Genomic DNA, 16,536 nt, shown 5'->3' with positions numbered 1-16,536 from the left:
TAAAAAAAGAGATGGATTATAGAATCATGAAATCTAAATTTGATTTATTATGTCACTTATTATTTCCTTACAAAAAAATGAAGTTTCAAAACTTAAGCATTAGACCTTACGCCCAATTTGTTCCGTTTTTGGATATAATTTCCTATATTTGCCGAGATTTATTTGATTTTTAGGGTTGAAAAACGTTTTTTTATACATTTTTAACAACAACCATTCTATGATTTCTATTTCATGAAATCAATCTAAAAATCATTCTTTTTTTGTAGTTCGCTACATCTTTTGCCTTTTGGAAAAATTCCATTTACAGGCTATTAAATAATCATAAATTAAAAAAAATGCACTGGATAGATTATCTAATCTTTGTCGTTTATATGCTCGCTATGCTTGGTGTTGGCGTGTATTTCTTTAATAAAAACAAAACAGCTGAAGACTTTTACGTAAGTGGTCGAAACATGAGTAGTTGGCACATCGGTTTATCTGTAGTGGCTACTGATGTGGGTGGAGGATTCTCCATTGGTTTAGGAGGGCTTGGTTTTACGATGGGAATATCAGGTTCTTGGATGTTATTTACAGGTTTACTCGGTGCGTGGCTTAGTGCTGTTTATCTCATTCCAAAAGTGAGTCATTTGGGCCATAAACATAAGTTTTTTACTTTCCCACAAATATTTGAGCATTTTTATAACAGTAAAGTAGCTTTATTAGCCGGTATTATTTCAGCTATTGGATACATTGGGTTTACAAGTTCTCAAGTTTTGGCTGGAGCCAAATTAGCTTCGGCAACCATAGAAGGATTAAACATTCAAACCGCACTTATTGTTATGGGTGCAATTGCTGTTATTTATACCGCAATTGGAGGTCTAAAGGCAGTAATTTATACCGATACGATTCAATGGCTAATCTTAATTGGTGGATTGGTTTTTATTGGAATTCCTATTGCCTATACTGCTGTTGGAGGATACGATGTCATTAAAGCAACATTGGCCCCTGAATATCTGTCCTTAACTAATGTGAAGTGGTACCAAATTTTAAACTGGTCCATTACTATTATTCCTATTTGGTTTGTAGGAATGACATTGTACCAAAGAATTTATGCCAGTAAAGGAGAAAAAGAAGCAAAAAAAGCATGGCTAATTGCTGGAGTTTTTGAATGGCCTATCATGGCATTTATGGGAGTAATTCTGGGAATGCTTGCTAAAGTTGCTGCTACTAATGGGATGTTTAAAGGAATTACTGATGCTGCATCGATGGATAGTGAAATGGGATTACCTATTTTATTAGCAACCATTCTTCCTGTAGGATTAATGGGATTGATGCTTTCCTCCTATTTTTCGGCTATCCTTTCCACTGCAGATAGTTGCTTGATGGCGGCCTCTGGTAATATAGTAACCGATATTCTCGCTAAATTTTCTAAAAAAGAATTAACCCACAAACAAGAATTGCAACTTTCACAAATAGTAACCTTAGCAATTGGTGTTTTTGCCATTCTATTGGCTTCCCAAATGCAAAATGTATTAGAACTCATGCTCTACTCCTATGCCTTTATGGTTTCAGGACTATTTATACCAGTACTAGGTGCTTTATTTTGGAAGAAAAGCCATCCCATTGCCGCTTTTTGGAGTATGCTTTTTGGAGGAGGAGCAACAATTTTACTCATAGTCACTAAAAATAAATTACCTTTAGGAATAAAACTACCAGAACATCTCGATGCCAACATTTATGGTATCAGTATTTCGCTTATTTTATTTTATACAATATCAATTTATCATTATAAAAAAGAAAAACAAAATGGAATTCAAAATAATTAATTCAACTTCAGGAGAAGACACCACATATACTAATCAAATCATTGCTCAATTTCTTTTCACTCATTTAGAGGAATATGGCGATAAAGTAGACGATATTCTAAAATGCATCGCTTACGTAATGAATCCAGATAAAGGAGGAAATATAGTTGTAGGTTTAGATGAAAATAAAATTGTAGGTGTTGTTATTTTAAACAACACAGGTATGAAAGACTTTATCCCTGAAAATATTTTAGTTTATATTGCAGTAGACAATAGTCAACGTGGTAAGGGATATGGAAAACAATTGATGCAAAAAGCCATCTCAATTGCCGAAGGAAATATTGCACTTCATGTGGAACCCGATAATCCTGCCAAAAAATTATACGAAAAACTAGGATTTACAAACAAATACCTAGAAATGCGTCTCATCAAATAATCCAAAATGCAAAACTTAAACCAACGTATAGCAACACTTACGCTATTGCGAAAGGAATTACATAAAAATCCAGAGGTTTCAGGAAAAGAGGTACATACTGCAAAAATGATTCTTTCATTTCTTGAAAATTATCCTCCTGATGAAATTGTTACCGAGGTTGGGACAACTGGAATTTTAGTTATTTATAAAGGGAAAACCGTTGGAAAAACGGTTTTATTTCGTTGTGAACTAGATGCATTACCCATTGACGAAATTAATACTTTTGAACATCGTTCCTTAACCAACGGAGTTTCCCATAAATGCGGACACGATGGACACATGGCAATTATGTGTGGTCTAGCCATTGAATTGCACTATAAAAGACCTGAAACAGGAACTGTTATTTTACTCTTCCAGCCTGCGGAAGAAGATGGTACTGGTGCTGAAAAAGTTTTTAATGACCCCAAATTTATTTATAAACCTGACTTTGTATTCGCACTGCACAATATTCCAGGATATAAAAAAAATCAAATTGTTGTTAAAAACGATACTTTTAGTTGTGCCGTAAACAGCTTAATTATAAAACTAAAAGGAATCACATCTCATGCAGGAGAACCTCATAAAGGAATCAATCCAGCATTGGCATTAGCTAAAATAACTACCCAATTTAACCAGCTCATACAAGCCAATATTGCTGCAGCAAAATATTGTTTGATTACACCTATTTATTCGAAAATGGGTAAGAAGGCGTATGGTGTTTCAGCGGGTGCGGCAGAAATTCATTTTACAGTAAGAAGCGATAGTAATTCGGAAATGCAAGCCATTGAAAGTAAATTAGAAGAACTAGCAAAATCAATAGCCGAAGAATTCCAATTGAAATGCAAGATGACTTGGACGCAGAGTTTTCAAGCCAATGAAAACAATGAAGAAGCAGTAAATCACATAAAAAATGCAGTGAAAATCAATGATTTTGATCTGTTAGAAAAAGAAATGCCATTTACATGGGGAGAAGATTTTGGTCTACTTACCCAGCAATTTCCAGGAGCAATGTTTGGATTAGGATCAGGAATGAATACTCCCGCCCTACACAATCCTGATTATGATTTTCCAGATGAAATAATAGCCACTGGAGTAGCCACTTTTTTACAAATAAGCAAACAAATTACGGATGCATACTAATTCGATTATAGAACTAAACAAAATAGCGTACCAAAAAAACATTAGCTTTCTAAAAAATACTTTTGGAAAAAAAGTACTACTTTCTTCGGTTGTTAAAGGAAATGCATACGGTCATGGTATAAAGGAATTTGTACTCATGGCGTATGAATGTGGTGTTACACATTTTTCAGTTTTTGATGTCGAAGAAGCCAAAATAGTAAAAGCCACACTTGCTGATAAAGCCACCATTATGGTGATGGGACTCGTTCAAGACGAAGATATGGAATGGGTTGTTGCTAATCATGTTGAGTTTTTTGTATTCGATAAAAGCCGACTTACAAAAGCCACCAGAGTTGCAAAAAAACTGCATAAAAAGGCAATATTACATATTGAGGTAGAAACAGGAATGAACCGAACTGGTTTTGAAAAAAAAGAACTCAATAACGTTATCGATTTTCTAAAAAAAGAAAAGGAATACCTTATATTTAAAGGGCTATGCACTCATTATGCCGGAGCAGAAAGCATTGCAAACTATTATAGAGTGGAGAAACAAATCAAACGATTTGACGAAATTTATCAATACCTTTGGGATAATGACCTAAAACCAGAAATTAAACATTCTGCTTGTTCTGCAGCGTCAATAATGTTTCCAGAAACAAGAATGGATATGGTTAGAATTGGTATCATGCAATATGGCTTGTGGCCTAGTCCTGAAGTTTTTGTGAATTATTTAAATACTAAAAAAAGTAAAATTGATCCATTGCATCGTGTCATTACTTGGAAAAGTAGCATAATGAGTGTGAAAAAAGTGAATATTGGTGATTTTATAGGTTATGGCACTAGTTTTCTGGCAGAAAGAAAAATGAAAATTGCTGTTGTTCCTATAGGTTATTCTCATGGATACAGCCGGTCTTTGAGTAATCAAGGAAGAGTTTTAATTAATGGACAACGCTGTATCGTTGTAGGATCAGTCAATATGAATATGATGACAGTTGATGTAACTGACATCGAAACTGTAAAAAAAGAAGATGAGGTCGTTTTAATTGGCACACAAGAAGATCTTACCGTATCTGTAGCTTCTTTTAGTGATTTCAGTAATCAACTAAATTATGAATTACTAACCCGAATTTCAAAAACGATTCCACGTAAAATAATAGAATAATGGCTTTTATAAAATTATATAGAAAGAAATTAGAAGAAAACTATACCTTTCTTGATACTATCTTCAAATCTAGAAACATACAATGGGGTGTTGTGTCTAAACTTTTATGTGGCAACAAAATTTACCTTAAAGAATTAATTGCACTTGGAGTACGAGAAATTCATGATTCCCGCGTAAGTAATTTAAGAAAAATAAAATCATTAGACCCTACTATTCAAACGGTTTATATAAAACCTCCTGCGAAACAAAGTATAGAAAATATTGTTCGTTATGCTGATGTAAGTTTCAATACTGAAATATATACCATACAACTACTTTCTAAAGAAGCACAGAAACAAAACAAAACTCATAAAATCATAATCATGATTGAAATGGGAGATTTACGTGAAGGTGTAATGGGTGAAGAACTGGTTGAATTTTATGGTACTATTTTAAAATTACCTAATATTGAAATTCGTGGTATAGGTACCAATCTTAATTGTTTAAGTGGAATCATGCCAACACAAGATAAATTAATTCAGTTAAGTCTATACAAACAACTCATTGAAGCCAAATTTAACATCACTATTCCATGGGTTTCTGGTGGAACATCAGTAGCCATTCCGTTAATGTTAAAAAATGCACGTCCTATGGCGGTAAATCATTTTAGAGTTGGAGAAGCATTATTTTTTGGTAAAGATCTTTTTACTGGTGCTACCATCGCAGGGATGCACAATGATGTGTTTAAGCTGTACTCAGAAATAATTGAAATTACAGAGAAACCTGATGCCCCTATTGGAGAACTAGGCGAAAGTGGTGTTGGAACTAGTTATGTACCAAGTGATACTGATGATTTAGGAGAAACTTCTTTAAGAGCCATTTTAGACATTGGTTTACTTGACATGCAACCACAATATATTGAAGCCGAGGATAGTGATATTAAAATTATCGATGCAAGTTCAGATATGCTTGTAATAGATATTTCAAATTCAAAAAAGAAATATAAAATTGGAGATTTAGTTTCCTTTAAAATACAATATATGGGAGCACTCTATCTTTTAAATTCAGATTATATTGAAAAGAGAATCGGATAAATTAGCCTTAAAAAACTAAATACAAATAAAATTCATTTAAAATAATGAATTCCACTTTCCTAAAAAAAATCAGATAAACTATTATCTGATTTTTTTTTGTAAACTACTATTACATATCAGGCAATAATTATTATCCAATTTAAATACTCATATTAACAAATTGTAAATTATAGAGGGTTTAACTCAGATAACCTTTAAAATAATAGGGGTTAAATTTGAAATTCAATAAAAATAACATAATACCACCCGATTTTAATAGGGATATTGATTCATTTTATATTTTTACCGTAAAAAACTAAACCTAAAAACAATGAGAAAAATTATTTTAAGCGTAATTCTTATCGCTCTATTGGTCTTATCACTCTGTACCAATTTCATGTTGTCCGAAAATCCAATTCCATTAGATGCAGTAAAATTTGACACTGGAGATACAGCTTGGATGATTGTTGCAACTGCACTTGTATTAATAATGACTCCTGGACTAGGTTTCTTCTACGGAGGAATGGTAGGAAAAAAGAATGTCATTAGCACCATGTTACAAAGCTTCATGGCAATGATAATTGTTACTGTACTTTGGGTAATCGTTGCATTCAGTTTATCTTTTGGAACTTCAATAGGAGGCTTCATAGGTAACCCTACAGATTATTTCATGTTTAAAAATGTTGGGATTACAACAGCTTGGGGAACCATTCCATTTATGCTTTTTGCTTTATTTCAAGCTAAATTTGCAATTATCACTCCTGCCTTAATAACTGGTGCATTTGCTGAGAGAATTCGTTTTTGGGCTTATATGTTGTTCATGGTTTTATTTATCATTTTTGTATATGCTCCATTATGTCATATGACTTGGCATGCAGATGGTTTTTTCTATAAAATGGGAGTATTGGATTTCGCTGGAGGAACTGTAGTACACATGAGTGCTGGCTGGGCTGCTTTAGCTGGAGCTATGTTTTTAGGAAAAAGAAAAGGTCAAAAATCAAATCCTGCTCGTATTACTTATGTATTATTAGGAACAGGATTGTTATGGTTTGGTTGGTTCGGATTTAATGCTGGTTCTGCTCTTGCTGCAAACGGATTAGCAGTGCAAGCTTTAGGAACTACAACAGTTGCTGCAGCTGCTGCAGGTATGGCTTGGGTTTTCTTTGATAAAATTCTTGGACATAAAGTATCTGCAATGGGTGCTTGTATTGGTGCAGTTGTTGGTCTAGTAGCTATTACTCCTGCTGCAGGATTCGTAAGCATTCCTAATGCAATTTTCATAGGTGTATTTAGTAGTATTGTAAGTAACATTGTAGTAAGTAAATTTCCTAAAGGTAAAATTGATGATGCATTAGATGTATTTGCTTGTCATGGAGTTGGTGGTATGACTGGAATGTTATTAACTGGTGTTTTTGCATCAAAAGCAATAAATCCAGCAGTTACAGACCAAGGACTAATTTTTGGTGAAACAACTTTATTTATACACCAATTAACGGCTTTAGTGATTGTATCTGTATTTGCTTTTTCTGTTTCTTATTTCCTTTTCTTTATTGTAAATAAAATCACTCCTTTAAGAGTAACTGAAGACAAAGAAGAGTTAGGTTTAGATATCTCTCAACACGGAGAGTTTTTGTAGTAAACACTTTAATAAATAAAATAAAACTCCCTGAAATTAAGTTTTCAGGGAGTTTTTTTTATGGCTATAAAACACACTGAATTTCATTTTATTCGCAATCTATTTATAGAAAGATCAAAACTATTTCTGGTATTCTTTTTATACATCAACGCATCTTTTGTCCATTGATAAGCTAAGTTTCACACAAATAATACAAACTTGTATAGGAACAAAATCAACTTAAAATCACCAAACCATATACAAAAAAAAGCCGTCTCAAAATAATTTGAGACGGCTATTCTTTATGAAATATATTATTTTATTTTAAAGTAAAACTCGTTTTTGAAACCAATTCATTTTTATCAAAAACATTTACGAAGTACGTCCCTTTTGCAAAGTCTTTACCAGGTAAATCTTCTGTTACTTGAACAGTTTTGTTTTCATATTTTACATTAGTTATAAAACTATATACTAACGAAGCATCTCCAAAATTTTCAGTCTTTTTATCACCTAAAACATTGTTTTTACTATCAATTACTTGTACATAATATGTTTTATCTCCAGATTTAGCAATTTGGTTTTCAGCAATTGTAAAACTAATTTTAAGAACATCAGCTCTACTTGCTTTATCCGTTTCAACTTGTTTTCCTGAACTTCTTAGTTTGTAAGCAGATGTTTTCATGTTCAAAACTGTTAATTTTGAACCTTTCTCAACAGCTTTAGACAATTCTTCATTTTGTCCAACTAAAACTTCATTATATTTTTTAGATTCACCTAATACTACTACTGTACTATCACGTTGTGTAGTTAATGTAGTATTTGCTTTTTTCAATCCTTCATTTTCTGTCATTAAAACTTTCATATTGTTTTGCAAAGCAATAAATTGAGTTCTATATTTTGCTAATGAAGCTACATCCCCTTTTGACTTATTTAAATCAGCCATTAAATTAACTACTTTATCTCTTTCTTGAATTAACTCATCCGACATAGAGGTATTTTCAGAAATAGCTGCGTCATAAGTAGCTTTTAATTCTTGCAAATCTTTCATAACCGATTCTTTTTCAGTCATAGTAGTTTTCAATTCTGTTTGAACTGTTTCAACATCAGAACTCATTTTAAAAATATACACTAAACTACCTACTAATAAAACTGCTAATACAGCAATAACTGCCTTAAGACTTGAACTGCTTTTTTGATTTTCCATGTTTAAATATTTTTTTCCAAATTTAATAATATATATTTAAGTTATAACGTAAGTTAACACAATTATAGTATTTTTGGAAAAAAATATTTTTTTATGGAAAAAATTCTACCTTTTACTACGAATGATCTTGCAAAAATTACTAACCATAGAAGTGGTGAAATAAAATTTGGAGAAAAGATGATTACTGTACCAAAAGGAACTGACCCACTTTCATTTTTAAAAATATCAGAAGCTAAATATGTTTTATTGGGAATTCCAGAAGATATTGGTATTAGAGCCAATTTTGGAAGACCAGGCGCTGCATCGGCATGGGAGATTGCTATAAAAAATATTGCTAACATTCAACACAATCGCTTTTGCAAAGGAAATCAAATAATTATCCTTGGTCAAATGAATGTTTGTGAAGAAATGAAGGAGGTCGAACATTTAGATTTTAATGATATTGATGATCGTTCCAAATTGAGTCAATTAGTTGAAAAAATAGACAAAGACGTTTCTCATATTATCTTTAATATTATAAAAGCTGGAAAAACACCTATAATTATTGGTGGAGGTCATAATAATTCATACGGCAATATTAAAGGGACTGCTTTAGCAAAAGGGAAACCTATAAATGCCATCAATTTTGATGCACATTCCGATTTTAGAATTCTTGAAGGTCGTCATAGTGGAAATGGTTTTTCATATGCATACGAAGAAGGTTTTTTGAAAAAATATTTTGTTTTTGGCTTACATGAAAATTACACCTCCAAAAGCGTTTTGGACATTATAAAAAAAACGGAGGATCGTGTACGGTATAATACTTATGACAGCCTAAAAATTAGACAAGAAAAAAATTTTAATGAAGAAATGAATATAGCATTAGAATTTATTAAGACTGATACTTTTGGAATTGAAATAGATTTAGATGCCATACCAAATATAGCAAGTAGTGCAATGACTTTAAGTGGTTTCTCCGTTGAAGAATTAAGACAATTCATTTCTTTTTTTGGAAAACACAAGAATGCTGCCTATTTACATATTTGTGAAGGTGCTCCCGATTTAGGCGAAGAGAAAAACAATCATTTAATTGGTAAATTAATAGGTTATTTAATTACTGATTTTATCAAGTCAAGTCAATAAATAACTCTTTTATAAGAGTTTTCAATCTGTAAAATAGACAACAAATTAAGCGAATCGATAAATAACACTATCTTTGCAAATCTATCTATGTACATAATACAAGATATTTAATTTCAAAAATATGTTATTCGAAGATTTATCACTTTCAAAAAGTATACAAAAAGCCGTATTTGAACAAGGCTATATCAATCCCACTCCTATTCAAGAGCAATCTATTCCGCTAGTTTTGGCTGGAAAAGATATGATCGGCTGTGCACAAACAGGAACTGGAAAAACAGCAGCATTTGCAATCCCCATTATACATCAATTACATCGTATTGTTGGCTCTTCTAAAAAAGCTAAACAAATTCGTGCGCTAGTGGTCACACCTACAAGAGAGCTAGCAGTTCAAATAGGGCAAAGTTTTGATACTTATGCTAAATATACCAATTTAACTCAGCTTACCATTTTTGGAGGAGTTTCGCAAAACCCACAAGTCGATACATTAAAAAATGGTATTGACATTTTAATTGCTACACCTGGAAGGTTACTTGATTTACATAAACAAGGTTTTATTGACTTAGACCATTTACATACATTAGTTCTTGATGAAGCAGACCAAATGCTTGACATGGGATTTGTAAATGATGTGAAAAAAATCGTCAAACTAACACCTAAAAATAGACAAACCTTATTTTTCTCTGCCACTATGCCAATGGCTATCAGAGAATTGGCAGAAATGTTTCTAACAAATCCTGAAACAATAACTGTGTCTCCAGTATCATCAACAGCTGAGAATGTAGAACAACATGTTTACTTTGTTGAAAAAACTGAAAAAAGAAACTTACTATATCACTTGATTAAAAATCAAGATTTGTCAGATGTTTTAGTTTTTTCAAGAACAAAACACGGTGCAGATAATGTTGTAAAAGCATTACGAAAAAATAATATTGCAGCGGAAGCCATACATGGTGATAAATCTCAAAATGCGAGACAACGCGTTTTAGAAGCATTCAAAAACAAAGAAGTTGGAGTGCTTGTAGCTACTGACATTGCTGCTCGCGGTATTGATATTGATCAATTGCCCTATGTTATTAATTTTGACTTGCCCAATATACCAGAAACTTATGTTCACCGTATTGGTAGAACAGGACGCGCAGGAAATGGTGGGATATCAATTTCTTTTTGCAGTAAAGATGAACATGGGTATTGGAAGGATATTCAAAAATTAATAAAAGTTGATGTAAAAACGGTAAGTGACCACCCATATCCTTGGCACTCAGGTAGCCCTGAAACTGCTCCCGGAACATCTAACAAACCAAAAAATTCAAATCGAAGTGGCGGAGCTCATAAATCAAGAAAATCAGATGCTTCAAAACAAAATAAAAAACGATGGTATTAATATAATTACCATAATTTAAGTATAAAAGCCTTTTACAAAATTTGTAAAAGGCTTTTTATTTTATAGGTAAATACTTTGTAATCAGTTAATTAACTGTTATTGTTTTGTTTGAGTTATAATTTTTTTTTAATTTTAGTATTAATTAATAATCATTTAAAACTCATAAATTATGGAAGCACTTGTAAAAAGAAACAGTTATTCACCGTTAGTAAGTTCTAGTTTTTTACCAACTTTAAATCCTTTTTTTGATGATGTTCTATCAAGAGATATTATGGATTGGACCGATAAGAATTTTTCGACTATGGGTAGTAGCTTACCATCTGTCAATTTAAAAGAAACAGATAAAAAAATTGAAGTTGAACTAGCTGCTCCAGGTTTAAAAAAAGAAGACTTTAAAGTTGAAGTCGACAATAACATCCTTTCCATTTCTTCAGAAAAAGAAGAAGAAAAAGAGGAAACTAGAAAAAAAGGAAATTATTACAGAAAAGAGTTTAATTATCAATCTTTCTGCAGAACCTTTAGCCTTCCTGATTATGCCGATGAAAACAACATTAATGCTAACTATAAAGATGGCATACTGCATGTAGAAATTGCAAAAAAAGAAGGAAGTTCGAAAAAAATGGCTAAAAACATAGCTATAAAATAAGATAAAAGGAAATTTCATCTCTTTCAAAAAACATCTAAAACTATACTTTAGGTGTTTTTTTTAGTTAAATCATATTAAACAAGATTCTTTTTCTTTGTAAATAAGATTATTTATTGTTTTAAATAATATAAATGACTCGAAGGGTTTCACAATTATATCATTAAATCCAGCTGATAATGACTCTTCAATAATTTCATCTTTATCAAATGCTGTCAATGCAACAATAGGTGTTTTTATTCCCATATTACGAACGCGCCTTGTGGTTTCAAACCCATTCATTAAAGGCATATTAATATCCATTAAAATGACATCAAAAGTTTCTTTTTCGAGAATCTCTAAAGCCAAAAAACCAGAGCTTACAACGCTGCATTTATAGTTGTTTTTTTCAATTATTTTTTTTGTAATCAGTTGATTAATTGTGTTATCATCTACTACAAGAACTGAAAAAATTTCACTTGATGTCAAGTCAACATGAATTTTATTAATAATTTCAACAGTCTTCGCCGGATCACATTCAAATGCAATTTCAAAGATAAAAGTAGTTCCTTTTCCTATTTCACTTTGAAGTGATATAGCACTATTAAACAGTTCTAACAATCGTTTTACAATAGATAGCCCTAAACCTGTACCTTGATAATCAATCTCTTTCCTTCCAACTTGTACAAATTTTTCAAATATTTTTTCCTGATCTTCGATCGCTATTCCAACACCATTATCTTGAATTTTAAATTCAATATAATTAAATTTATTTTCTACTTTAATCAAGTTAGCCGAAATGTCAACCATTCCATTATCAGTAAATTTCAATGCATTACTGACTAAATTTATTATTATTTGAGAAAAACGAAGTTTATCTCCAATTAAGTACTCCGGAATCGCAGGGTCAATAGTAACATTAATTTCATTATTATGATTCTTCGCAATAAAAGACAAAGAATTTTTAATCATATTTATCTCATCAGTAATATTAAAAGTTAAACTTTCAAGAACAATTCGATTTTCTTCAATTTTATTAATTTGCAATACATCATTAACGAGTGATAATAGATAACGAGCAGAAAATTTAAGAGAACTTAAATGAGGACTATCCGCTAGTTCTTTGTGTTCATCCAATAACATATTTGTAATTCCAACTACACCGTATAATGGAGTTCGTAATTCATGACTTATTGTTGAAACAAATTGTGATTTAAGTTGAGAAGCGACTTCCGCTTTTTCTTTTGCAATACTTAATTCTTCATTGGCTATAACAAGTTCGGCATTCTTTTTTTTCTTAAAATTATAATTTTTATAAACGGTATAAAGTAGTAGCAATACAACACTCAAAGCAATTATGAATAGAAAAACTATAATTCTAGATTTTTTCAAACTTTGATATTGTAAATCTTTTTCATTTTCAATTTTATCAACTTTTCTCTTATATTCATCTAGCTCTAAGTTCACTCCTATAACTTCTGCCCTCTTCAATTTATCTGATTGTTCAAGTTCTTTTCTTATTTTATTAAACAAGGCCAAGTTTTCGTATGCTTCTTTATATTTACCTGTTTTTAATAATAATTTGGCATATTCTTCATGTGAATAAGACAAATCCGATTTTTCAATTCCACTATTACCAAGCTTAATAGCATCAATAAAAAAGGAATTTGCTTTATCATAGTCTGATGTACTCGTATAATACATTCCATTTAACATGTTTAAAGCAACAATTGTAGTATTATCACCCAACCTATTTTTGTATTTAGTAATAAAATCTAAATACGGCTTTCCATTTTTAAAATTACCAATATAAAAATAGGCCCAAGCAATATTCATTTTAGTTATGTAAATTTGACTTGAGTCGGCTATTTTTAAACTATAGTCTAGTGATTTTTTATAATAATTTAACCCTTTTGCAAGTTGATTAACTTCAAAACAATAAATGTTCCCTAGATTATTATTTATACTATTCTTAACAGTATCATTACTTGTTTTATTGGCATAAAACAGCCCTTTTTTATAGAAAAATATAGCTTTATCATACTCTGATAATTCATCATAATTACCTGCAATTGTATTATAGGATTTTGCAATTAAGATATCATCCTTAGCATCTATAGAGTGTTTTAATGCTTTTCTTGCAGTAGCAAATGATTTTTCAAAATTAAACTCTTGCAAGTATTGTGAGGCCTTATTAGTAAGATTAACAATTTCCTTTCTTGATGGTTTTATTTTATCTGTAACAGAATTGCTGCTAAAAAGATTTAATGAAAAGAAAATAAAAAAAATAATTCTTGATTGGAGCATAGAAATTTTAATTTTATCAAATATACATTTTTATTTAAACATTAAGTATCAATAATTTAAAAAGAGAATAGACTTGATAAGTAAAAATATTTGAAAAAAAAATAAATTTTACTGAAAGAATATTCTTAAAAAATAAAACTATAAAAAAAGCAGTTACAAGAATGCCTTGTAACTGCTTTTTTATTTTAAATAAAATGATAACTAATTAATTGACATCAACTGGAACCGCTTCTAAATCATCATCGTTTTCCCAGCTTCCTACTACTGATGTTGCCAATGCATTTCCTAATACATTAGTAGCACTTCTAAACATATCACAAAAATGATCAATTGGTAATATTAATGCAATACCTTCAATTGGAATATCAAACATACCACAAGTAGCAGCAACAACTACTAAACTTGCTCTAGGCACACCTGCAATTCCTTTGCTTGTAAGCATTAAAACTAGAAGCATCGTCATTTGAGTTCCTAAATCTAAATGAACTCCATAAGCTTGAGCAATAAAAATACTAGCAAAAGTCATATACATCATACTCCCATCAAGATTAAATGAATATCCTAAAGGCAACATGAAGGAAACAATTTTGTCTTTTACTCCAAAACGTTCTAGCTCTTCAGTCAATTTAGGAAAAACGGCTTCACTACTTGTTGTTCCAAAAGCTATAATCAATGGGCTAACAATTCTTTTAAGCAAAACGGTCATTCTGCTTTTTAGAAAAATATAACCAACCGCTATTAATACAACCCAAAGGGATGAAATTCCTATTAAAAAAGATCCAAAAAATTTAAAATAAGTGATAGCTAGTTCTTGAAAATCTCTAACAGCAAAAACTCCTGCAATAGCTCCAAAAACTCCAATTGGTGCAAAGTTCATAACATAATTAACCATTTTTAGAATAATATGTGACATTTTGTCTAAACCATTAACAACCGGTTTTACATAATCTCCTATTGCGGCAGCTGCCAAACCAAAGAAAATAGAAAAAACCACAATTTGAAGGATCTCATTTGTTGCCATTGCTTCAAAAATACTCTTGGGAACTATATGTGCAATAAAATTATCAAAAGAAATACTTTTAGAATTTTCTGCCACTTCTGATGCTGAACCTAAATCAATATTTGATAAGTTAAGCCCCTCTCCAGGTTTAAGTGTGTTTACAAAAAACATTCCCAATAGTAATGAAATAAATGAAGCCGTAAAAAACCAAGCCAAAGCTTTTCCTCCAATTCTCCCAACTGCACTCACATTACCTAATTTTGCAATACCAACTACCAGTGTTGTAAATACTAGTGGAGAAATAATCATTTGTACCAATCTAATAAAAACGGTAGCAAGAATTTTTATTTTATCACTAAACTCCAAAGCGCCTTCTTCTGAAATTGTATTATGAATTACGATACCTAAAGCAATTCCTAAAATCATTGCAATAAGTATTTGCGTAGTCAAATTTGATAAGATTGACGGCTTTTTTGTTTCTGTAGAATTCATCTAATGGTTTTTTATTTAATGGTTAGTTTGGGATTTGAACCCAGGTTTAATCTATTATAAGAAATATTTTAAATTCTTTTTTAACGAAAAAAAAATAGTGCGTATTAATACGTCTTATTGATCAAGTAAAAATCAGCTAATACAATGGCAGCCATTGCTTCAACAATAGGAACAGCACGTGGAACAACACAAGGATCATGGCGACCTTTACCAGTCATTTCGGTAATATTACCTTTATTATCTAATGATTCTTGTTTTTGCATAATAGTAGCAACTGGTTTAAATGCTACTCTGAAATAAATATCCATTCCATTACTAATTCCACCTTGAATTCCTCCAGAAAGATTTGTTTTGGTAGTTCCGTCCGTATTGTATAAATCGTTGTGTTCACTTCCTTTCATCTTTGCACCACAGAAACCACTTCCATATTCAAATCCTTTTACCGCATTTATGGAAAGCATTGCTTTACCTAGTTCAGCATGAAGTTTATCAAAAACAGGTTCCCCTAATCCTACGGGGACATTTTGTATCACACAAGTTACAGTACCACCTACAGTATTCCCTTCTTTACGAATTTCACGAATATAATCTTCCATTACAACTGCCATCTCTTCATCTGGGCAACGTACTGGATTACTTTCTATTTTTGAAAAATCTAAATCTTGATACGGTTTTTCTAAAAATATGGGGCCTACTGAAGAAACATAAGCATTGATTTTTATTTCGGGCAACATTTGTTTTGCAATTGCACCTGCAACAACTCTACTTGCTGTTTCACGAGCAGAACTTCTTCCTCCACCTCTATAGTCTCTAAAACCATATTTTTGATCATAAACATAATCAGCATGACTAGGTCTATAATTGTCTTTTATATGGGAGTAATCATCCGATTTTTGGTTTGTATTTGGAATAATAAAACCTATTGGTGTTCCAGTTGTTTTACCTTCAAAGATTCCTGATAAAAATTGAACATCATCTGGTTCTTTTCGTTGCGTAACAATTGCCGATTGGCCTGGTTTTCTTCTAGACATTTCAAGTTGAATTGCCTCTAAATCTAATTGTATTCCTGATGGGCAACCATCTATAATTCCACCTAATGCTTCTCCATGTGATTCACCAAAAGTGGTTATTCTAAATAGTGTTCCGTAGCTATTTCCTGCCATTATTATATGTTTTGAACAAAAGTAGCATTTTAGTTTAAAGTTTAAAAATTAAAAGTTTA

Annotated in this window: 13 protein-coding genes; 9 read left to right on the top strand and 4 right to left on the bottom strand. The window is 31.3% G+C overall.

All coding sequences use genetic code 11. The features are described 5' to 3' along the window. Positions 1-335: 335 nt before the first annotated feature. From AB3G36_RS10875 to AB3G36_RS10850, 6 genes are all read left to right on the top strand, one after another. On the top strand, positions 336-1,805 hold the full coding sequence (locus tag AB3G36_RS10875) for a sodium:solute symporter (RefSeq protein WP_367752635.1): 1,470 nt from the start codon (positions 336-338) through the stop codon (positions 1,803-1,805). Continuing rightward, positions 1,786-2,220 carry a GNAT family N-acetyltransferase gene (locus AB3G36_RS10870; protein ID WP_367752633.1) on the top strand — a complete coding sequence of 145 codons (435 nt, stop codon included), beginning with the start codon at positions 1,786-1,788 and terminating at the stop codon, positions 2,218-2,220. The genes AB3G36_RS10875 and AB3G36_RS10870 overlap by 20 nt, the downstream gene beginning before the upstream one ends. Before the next feature lie 6 nt (positions 2,221-2,226). Beyond that, a complete protein-coding gene (locus AB3G36_RS10865) occupies positions 2,227-3,378 on the top strand; it encodes an amidohydrolase (RefSeq protein ID WP_367752631.1) in 1,152 nt (383 codons plus the stop codon). Further along, the gene (gene alr, locus AB3G36_RS10860; RefSeq protein ID WP_367752629.1) at positions 3,368-4,519 is read left to right on the top strand and encodes an alanine racemase; all 1,152 of its coding nucleotides are present in this window, start codon (positions 3,368-3,370) and stop codon (positions 4,517-4,519) included. Before AB3G36_RS10865 ends, alr begins: the two co-directional genes overlap by 11 nt. Continuing rightward, the gene (locus tag AB3G36_RS10855; RefSeq protein WP_367752627.1) at positions 4,519-5,592 is read left to right on the top strand and encodes an alanine/ornithine racemase family PLP-dependent enzyme; all 1,074 of its coding nucleotides are present in this window, start codon (positions 4,519-4,521) and stop codon (positions 5,590-5,592) included. The genes alr and AB3G36_RS10855 overlap by 1 nt, the downstream gene beginning before the upstream one ends. A 310-nt stretch (positions 5,593-5,902) precedes the next feature. Then, positions 5,903-7,207, top strand: coding sequence for an ammonium transporter (locus AB3G36_RS10850; RefSeq protein WP_367752625.1), 1,305 nt, complete (start codon positions 5,903-5,905; stop codon positions 7,205-7,207). 298 nt (positions 7,208-7,505) lie between these two features. On the opposite strand, the gene AB3G36_RS10845 is transcribed toward AB3G36_RS10850, so the two are convergent. Then, positions 7,506-8,390, bottom strand: a complete 885-nt coding sequence (locus AB3G36_RS10845; RefSeq protein ID WP_367752623.1) for a hypothetical protein — start codon at positions 8,388-8,390, stop codon at positions 7,506-7,508. A gap of 93 nt (positions 8,391-8,483) precedes the next feature. Between AB3G36_RS10845 and AB3G36_RS10840 the strand changes: the two genes are divergently transcribed. The 3 genes from AB3G36_RS10840 (at position 8,484) to AB3G36_RS10830 (ending at position 11,539) form a co-directional block, all read left to right on the top strand. Then, the gene (locus AB3G36_RS10840; protein WP_367752621.1) at positions 8,484-9,512 is read left to right on the top strand and encodes a formimidoylglutamase; all 1,029 of its coding nucleotides are present in this window, start codon (positions 8,484-8,486) and stop codon (positions 9,510-9,512) included. Between the two features lie 121 nt (positions 9,513-9,633). Continuing rightward, positions 9,634-10,893, top strand: coding sequence for a DEAD/DEAH box helicase (locus AB3G36_RS10835; RefSeq protein WP_367752619.1), 1,260 nt, complete (start codon positions 9,634-9,636; stop codon positions 10,891-10,893). A 169-nt stretch (positions 10,894-11,062) separates the two neighbouring features. Further along, positions 11,063-11,539 carry an Hsp20/alpha crystallin family protein gene (locus tag AB3G36_RS10830; protein ID WP_367752617.1) on the top strand — a complete coding sequence of 159 codons (477 nt, stop codon included), beginning with the start codon at positions 11,063-11,065 and terminating at the stop codon, positions 11,537-11,539. 69 nt (positions 11,540-11,608) lie between these two features. Here the strand turns inward: AB3G36_RS10830 and AB3G36_RS10825 are convergent, their stop codons facing one another. The 3 genes from AB3G36_RS10825 to aroC form a co-directional block, all read right to left on the bottom strand. Further along, positions 11,609-13,822, bottom strand: coding sequence for a response regulator (locus AB3G36_RS10825; RefSeq protein ID WP_367752615.1), 2,214 nt, complete (start codon positions 13,820-13,822; stop codon positions 11,609-11,611). A gap of 205 nt (positions 13,823-14,027) precedes the next feature. Then, positions 14,028-15,314, bottom strand: coding sequence for a dicarboxylate/amino acid:cation symporter (locus AB3G36_RS10820; protein ID WP_367752613.1), 1,287 nt, complete (start codon positions 15,312-15,314; stop codon positions 14,028-14,030). A 104-nt stretch (positions 15,315-15,418) separates the two neighbouring features. Next, positions 15,419-16,477, bottom strand: a complete 1,059-nt coding sequence (aroC, locus tag AB3G36_RS10815; protein WP_367752611.1) for a chorismate synthase — start codon at positions 16,475-16,477, stop codon at positions 15,419-15,421. Positions 16,478-16,536 lie beyond the last annotated feature (59 nt).

Source organism: Flavobacterium sp. WC2430 (assembly GCF_040822075.1).
GTDB lineage: Bacteria > Bacteroidota > Bacteroidia > Flavobacteriales > Flavobacteriaceae > Flavobacterium.
This window is presented reverse-complemented; position numbering and strand designations above follow the sequence as displayed.